The organism is Protofrankia sp. Cr1 (assembly GCF_963555865.1).
GTDB lineage: Bacteria > Actinomycetota > Actinomycetes > Frankiales > Frankiaceae > Protofrankia.
In genome coordinates, this window is the sequence record NZ_CAUVXO010000170.1 from 8,600 (window position 1) to 9,707 (window position 1,108).

The window sequence follows — 1,108 nt, forward strand, 5'->3', positions numbered from 1 at the left end:
CCGGCGGTCGGTCTTTGCGTGTGGGAGCATTGCCGGCGGAAGATCATAGTAGGTGCACGGCGACGGACGCGGCATGACCGTAACGACGCTTCCTGGCCGTGGAGCGTGTGCCTGTTACTGGTTGTAGGTCCAGGCTGATCCCGTACCCCGGTACTGCTCCACCGGGATCGGCCCGACACCCGGCCGCATCCGGTCGGTGTAGAGATGGCCGCACAGATGGTCGATCTCATGTGCGACAAGCCGGGCGAGACCCCGGTCGAAGACGGTGATGTGCCGAGTCCCATCGATATCGGTATGTTCGACGTGGATCGTCAGCGGGCGAGGTACCAGGCCCCGGACGTCGAAGAAACTCAGGCATCCCTCGTACTGTTCGTCGCTGTCCGGGGACTCCTCGACGATCCGGGGATTGAGCAGGGTGACTGTCTCCCCGTTCGGAGCTCGGACGATCGCGGCGGCACGGTTGATCCCGATCTGGGGTGCGGCGATCCCCATCCCCTTACCGAAGGTATGCAGGGCGGCGACACGGGCGATGGCCGAGACCAGTTCCGCGATGACGCGGCGGGCATCCTCGTCCTCCATAGGAAGATCGAATGAGCGGGCCGGGTGTCGTAGGATCTCGGCGTCGTCCTGGACGATCCCGACCGACGCCATCTGACTGCTCGAGTTCATGGACTCGTTCGGGACGGGGGCTGCGGTGCGGAAGTTCCACTCCAGCCGGTAGCGGCTGTGTAGCGGCGGATGGTGCGTCTCCCAGGAGAAGATCCGCCGGTCACCGGTACCCTCCCGCCGGATCGCGGTTCGGAACGGAAACGCGTCGGCTGTCGTGGACGTCTCCATTCCCCACACCACCGGATCAAGGTCGGCGGGGAAGTCGAGGCTGACCGACAGATGCCGGGTAGGCGTGCGCACGGCACGTTGGAACCACTGCCCCCACTTGTCCTCACGGACCTGGTAGGCGTACTCGATGGTCGCGGTGTCCCCGGGGTAGAGCGGAAACCGACGGCGGACGTTCTCGAACAGCAGCCAGACTTCCTTGAGAGCGTCCCAGTCGGTCTTCACCGTCCAGGACATCTCCTCCCCGTCGCATCGGGCCGCCAGACGCAGGAAA

The 1,108-nt window shown here is 65.2% G+C and carries 1 protein-coding gene; it reads right to left on the reverse strand.

All coding sequences use genetic code 11. The annotated features are described in order from the left end of the window. Positions 1 to 114 precede the first annotated feature (114 nt). Positions 115 to 1,108, reverse strand: a 994-nt coding sequence (locus U9980_RS14595; protein WP_322768408.1) for a peptide deformylase, incomplete at its 5' end; no start/stop codon positions are given.